This is a genomic window from Pseudonocardia sp. KRD291 (assembly GCF_019263595.1).
Lineage (GTDB): Bacteria > Actinomycetota > Actinomycetes > Mycobacteriales > Pseudonocardiaceae > Pseudonocardia.
Map to the genome: position 1 here is coordinate 1 of NZ_JADQDD010000354.1, position 5,556 is coordinate 5,556.

Annotated in this window: 4 protein-coding genes; 2 read left to right on the top strand and 2 right to left on the bottom strand. The window is 75.2% G+C overall.

Annotated features, from left to right (window positions below; all coding sequences use genetic code 11):
* The coding region (locus I4I78_RS29410; RefSeq protein ID WP_226380662.1) for a PhoH family protein at positions 1-1,290 on the top strand (1,290 nt) is incomplete at its 5' end.
* A gap of 154 nt (positions 1,291-1,444) precedes the next feature.
* Here I4I78_RS29410 and I4I78_RS29415 read toward each other — a convergent pair.
* Positions 1,445-2,899: a GuaB1 family IMP dehydrogenase-related protein gene (locus tag I4I78_RS29415; protein WP_218614765.1), complete on the bottom strand. Its 1,455-nt coding sequence runs from the start codon at positions 2,897-2,899 to the stop codon at positions 1,445-1,447.
* A gap of 141 nt (positions 2,900-3,040) precedes the next feature.
* Between I4I78_RS29415 and I4I78_RS29420 the strand changes: the two genes are divergently transcribed.
* The gene (locus I4I78_RS29420; RefSeq protein ID WP_218614766.1) at positions 3,041-3,871 is read left to right on the top strand and encodes a GntR family transcriptional regulator; all 831 of its coding nucleotides are present in this window, start codon (positions 3,041-3,043) and stop codon (positions 3,869-3,871) included.
* Positions 3,872-3,883: 12 nt separating this feature from the next.
* Here the strand turns inward: I4I78_RS29420 and I4I78_RS29425 are convergent, their stop codons facing one another.
* The gene (locus tag I4I78_RS29425) at positions 3,884-5,437 is read right to left on the bottom strand and encodes an ATP-dependent DNA ligase (protein WP_218614767.1); all 1,554 of its coding nucleotides are present in this window, start codon (positions 5,435-5,437) and stop codon (positions 3,884-3,886) included.
* Between the last annotated feature and the right edge of the window lie 119 nt (positions 5,438-5,556).

A 5,556-nucleotide genomic window follows, 5' to 3' on the forward strand; every position in this document is an offset into this window, starting at 1 on the left:
CGCTGCTACGTCCTGGACACGTCGGTCCTGTTGTCCGACCCCTGGTCGTTGCTGCGGTTCGACGAGCACCAGGTCGTCATCCCCCTGGTCGTGATCTCCGAGCTGGAGGCCAAGCGCCACCACCCCGAACTCGGCTGGTTCGCCCGCACCGCTCTGCGTCAGCTCGACGAGCTGCGCGTCAAGCACGGTCGCCTGGACGCACCGATCCCGATCGGGGACGCCGGCGGCTCACTGCACGTGGAGCTCAACCACTCGGACCCGATGGTGCTCCCGGCCGGTTTCCGGACCGACTCCAACGACAGCCGGATACTGGCCTGCGCGCTCAACCTGCGGGCCGACCCGACCATGCACGGCGAGGTCGTGCTGGTCACCAAGGACATGCCGCTGCGGGTCAAGGCGGCCGCGGTCGGCCTGGTCGCCGACGAGTACCACGGCCAGGACGTGCTGGACTCGGGCTGGACCGGCATGGCCGAGATCGAGGTCGGCGCCGACGACGTGGACACGCTCTTCCGGGACGGGGTGATCGACCACGACGCCGCCCGTGACCTGCCCTGCAACACCGGCCTGCGGCTGGTCGGGGCGTCGTCGGCGCTGGGCCGGGTGACCGCGGACAAGCGGGTCAAGCTGGTCCGCGGCGACCGGGAGGCGTTCGGCCTGCACGGCCGCAGCGCCGAGCAGCGGATCGCGCTGGACCTGCTGCTCGACAACGAGGTCGGCATCGTCTCGATGGGCGGCCGCGCCGGCACCGGTAAGTCGGCGCTCGCGCTGTGCGCCGGTCTGGAAGCCGTGCTCGAGCGCCAGCAGCACCGCCGGATCGTGGTGTTCCGGCCGCTCTACGCCGTCGGCGGGCAGGATCTGGGTTACCTGCCGGGCAGCGAGAGCGAGAAGATGGGGCCCTGGGCCCAGGCCGTGTTCGACACGCTCGGCGCGCTGGTCAGCCAGGACGTGATCGACGAGATCATCGCGCGCGGCCTGCTCGAGGTCCTGCCGCTCACCCACATCCGCGGCCGGTCGCTGCACGACACGTTCGTGATCGTCGACGAGGCGCAGTCGCTGGAGCGCAACGTGCTGCTCACGGTGCTGTCCCGGCTCGGCTCGGCGTCCCGGGTGGTGCTCACCCACGACGTGGCCCAGCGGGACAACCTGCGGGTCGGACGGCACGACGGCATCGGTGCCGTGATCGAGAAGCTGAAGGGCCACCCGCTGTTCGCCCACGTCACCCTGACCAGGAGCGAGCGCAGCCCGATCGCGGCGCTGGTGACGGAGATGCTGGAGGGTCCGAACTCCTGACCCGCCCCTGAACGCCCGGACGGCACCCTCGCCCGGCCCGCTCCGGCGGGTCGGCGAGGGTGCCGTCGGGGACCATCGCCGCGCGCCGGGTCCCGAGGGGAACCCCGGGACCGCCGGGGGAGCGAGGGGGCCCTCCGGGACACCGGGTGCGGTCTCAGCCGCCGTGCGGGGTGCCCTCGGTGAAGCCCGCGGTGGTCTGGGTGCCCAGGACGGCGCGCTCGTGCAGCTCGTCGAGGGTGCTCGCGCCGGCGTAGGTGCAGGCCGAGCGGACGCCGGAGCAGACCTCGTCGAGCAGGTCCTCGACGCCCGGGCGGTCCGGGTCGAGGCGCTGGCGCGAGCTGGAGATGCCCTCCTCGAACAGCGCCTTGCGGGCGCGGTCGAACGCGTTGTCGCCGCGGGTCCGGGCGCCGACGGCACGCTTCGAGGCCATCCCGAACGACTCCTTGTAGGCCCGCCCGTTCTCGTCGCGCAGCAGGTCGCCGGGTGACTCGTAGGTCCCGGCCAGCCAGGACCCGATCATCACCGAGGACGCGCCCGCGGCCAGGGCCAGTGCGACGTCGCGTGGGTGCCGCACGCCGCCGTCGGCCCAGATCGCGGCGCCGTGCTCGCGACCGGCCGCCGCGCACTCGGCGACGGCGGAGAACTGCGGGCGCCCGACGCCGGTCATCATCCGGGTGGTGCACATCGCACCCGGCCCGACGCCGACCTTGACGATGTCGGCGCCGGCCGCGGCCAGGTCGGCGACCCCCTCCGCGGTGACCACGTTGCCGGCCGCGATCGGCACCGCGGCCCCGGAGGAGTCGACGACGCCGCGGACCGCGGCCAGCGCGTCGAGCATCTTGTCCTGGTGCCCATGTGCCGTATCCACCACGAGGACGTCGACGCCGGCGTCGAGCAGTGCCTTCGCCTTCACCGCCACGTCGCCGTTGATCCCGAGCGCGGCCGCGGTGCGCAGCCGTCCGGACGCGTCGAGCGCGGGGGAGTAGATCCCGGCCCGGATCGCCCCGATGCCGGTGAGGATCCCGGCGAGACGGCCGTCGTCGTCCAGGCCGAGCGCGGCCCGTCGGCCGTCGAGGGCCTCGAACACCTCGCGCGGCGGGGTGTCCATCGGCAGCGTCAGCGGCGTCGGGTCGAGGATCTCGGAGAGCCGGGTGAACCGGTCCACCCCCTGGCAGGCGGCCTCGTCGACGGTGCCGACCGGGCGCCCGCCGTCGTCGGTGACGACGACGGCGCCGTGCGCCCGCTTGGGCAGCAGGTTCAGCGCGTCGGCGACGGCGTCCCCGGTGCGCAGCACGAGCGGGGTGTCCCAGACCGGGTCCCGGGACTTGATCCAGGAGATGATCTCGGCCACGGCGTCGGTCGCGACGTCCTGCGGCAGCACGGTCAGCGCGCCGCGGCGGGCCAGGGTCTCGGCCATCCGCCGCCCCGCGACCGCGGTCATGTTCGCCGCGACCACCGGGACCGTCGCGCCGGTGCCGTCGGCGGTGGTCAGGTCGACGTCGAAGCGGGAGGTGATCGCCGACCGCCGCGGGACGAGGAACACGTCGTCGTAGGTGAGATCCGCGGACGGGGCGGGGCCGGAACCGGCGTCGTGGTGGAGGAAGCGCACGAGACGCGGACTCTACGCGCCGGGACCGCTCCCGCGCACGGTCGTGGCCGGCGCGAGCGCCTCCGGGCCCTCGGTGCGGCGTCATCTGCCGGACACGCGGGAGAGACGGCCGGGCAACCACCGCCGCCTACCGTCGTGGTCATGCCGGTGCCGTCGCCGAGATCGTCTTCGGTCACGCACGCGCAGGACGTCCGACGGTTGCGGGACCTGCTGCGTGCGGCGATTTCCGGTGGCCGTTTCCCGCCGGGGCGCTTCCCCGGGGAGGGCGCGCTGATGGTCGGCTACGCGGCGAGCCGCTCCACGGTCCGGGCGGCGTTGGGCCTGCTCGCGGCCGAGGGGCTGGTCCGCGGCTCGCCCGCGGCGTACGAGGCGGTCCCGCCCGCGCTCGTCGCCCTCGACCGGGTGCCGATCCCGCCCGACCCGCCAGACCTGCCAGACCTGCCAGACCCGCCCGACCCGTCCGGCCGGCCCGGCCCGTCCGCAGGCGCGGACCCGACCGGCCCGGCGCCGCTGCGGGCGGTCGACCCGTCCACCGGTACCGCCGGCGCCCGGGTGCTGGACCGCAGTGGCCTGGCCGCCCCCGGACCGCTCGCCGCGTGGCTCGGCGTCACACCGGGGAGCCCGTGCCTGCGGATCGAGCTCCTGGTCCTGCGCCACGGCGTCGCGTCCGCGCTGGAGACGCACTACGTCGTGCACCCGGAGGCCGGCGACCTGATCGGGATCCCGTTGCGTGAGTCCTGGGAGACCCTGCTCGACGACGCCGGCCTGCGCCGCGGGCGCGTCGACCGCTGGGGCGGGCGGATCCCGGCCGACCCCGCCCTCGCCGAGCTCCTCGGGGTCGCGACCGGCTCGGAGCTGGTCGCGGTCGAGCAGACCACGTGCGACCCGGTGGGACGCGTGCTCGACGGTGCGGTGCTGCGGATCCGCTCCGACGTCCCGCGCGCCAACATGCTGCATCCCGCGGCGAGCTGAGGCGCACCGCACTCACGAGCTCAGCAGCCGGCGCACCTGCTCGAGGTCGTCGGCCTCGGCGGGGGTCTTGTCCGGGCGGTAGCGCAGCACGCGCGCGAACCGCAGCGCGACGCCGCCGGGATAGCGGGTGCTGCGCTGCGCGCCGTCCAGTGCGATCTCCACCACCAGCTCCGGGCGCAGCAGCAGCACCCCGTGCCCGGCGTCGCCGGCGGTGTCGTCGCGGGCGTAGCCGGGGAACGTCGCCGTCTGCCAGGCGAGAAGCTCGTCGGTCATGCCCTTGAACGTCTTGCCGACCATCACCGGCTCGCCGCCGTCCGGGTCCCGCGCGCCGAGGTGGATGTTGGACAGGCTGCCGGTGCGTCGCCCGTAGCCCCACTCCGCGCCGAGCACGACCAGGTCGAGGGTGTGCACCGGCTTCACCTTCTGCCAGGCCTTCCCGCGCCGTCCGGCCGCGTACGGGGCGTCGAGCGCCTTGACCACGACGCCTTCGTGCCCGGCGTCGAGCGCGGTCTCCAGCACCTGCGCGGCCCCCTCCGGCGAGGGCCGGCGGGCACCGGGCATCCGCGGTGGCGCCTGCGCGTCGCCGGCCAGTAGCTCGGCCAGCGCGTCGAGCCGTCGTTCCAGCGGCGCGTCGACGAGGTCGTCGCCGTCGAGGTGCAGCAGGTCGAAGAAGAACGGGCTCAGCATCGTCTCCGAGCCCTGGCCTTCCGGCCCGTCGGAGCCGAAGCGGCTCATCGTGTCCTGGAACGGGCGGGGCCGGCCGTCGTCGTCCAGGGCGAGGGTCTCGCCGTCGAGCACCACCGCCTCGCACGGCAGCGCCCGGACGTGCGCGACCAGCTCCGGGACGCCGTCGGTGACCTCGCGCAGCGTGCGGGTCCAGACCCGGACCTCGTCCCCGCGGCGGTGCACCTGGATCCGCGCGCCGTCGAGCTTGTGCTCGACCGTGACGTCCGGCCCGAGCCCGGCCAGCGCCGCGTCGAGCGAGTCGCCAGGGCTCGCCAGCATCGGCCGGATCGGCCGCCCCACCTCCAGCCCGACGACCTCGAGCGCCGCGACGCCGCCGGTCAGCGCGGTCACGGCCGTGCCCGGCAGCCGTCCGGAGAGCATGAACGCCCGTCGCACGGTCGGCGCCGGCACCTCGGCGGCGGCCGCGATCGCCTCCACCATCAGGCCCTCCAGCGCTCCCTGGCGCAGCTCCCCGGTGAGCAGCTGGTGCAGGAACCGCTGCTCGTCGGCGGTCGCGGCACCGTAGAGCCCGGCCAGCAGGTCGCGGCGCCGGGTGGCCGACCCGGTGCCGGAGGTCGTGGCGAGCTCGTCGAGGGTCTCCTCGACCCGCCCGACGGTCAGCGACGGATCGGGGGCCGCCCCGGCGTCGAGCCCGGACAGGGTCCGCCAGCCGGTGCCGATCCGGCCCTGCCGCAGCTCGCCTGCCAGCCAGGCGGTGACCGGCTCGACCTCCTCCGGCGCGGCGCGACCCAGCACCGCGGCCAGCGCGGCCGACTTCTCCCTGCGCGAGCGGGTGGCGCCCACGGCGGCGGAGGTCGCGACGACGTCGGAGAACAGCATGGGAGGAAGTGAAGCAGCGGCCCCCGACACTTCGCCCGCCGAAACCCGGGGTGTCAGGCCGTGCGTGCCTCGCGCAGCGGCCCGCCCCGTGCCTGCCCGGCCGGGCCCGTCGGACCGGT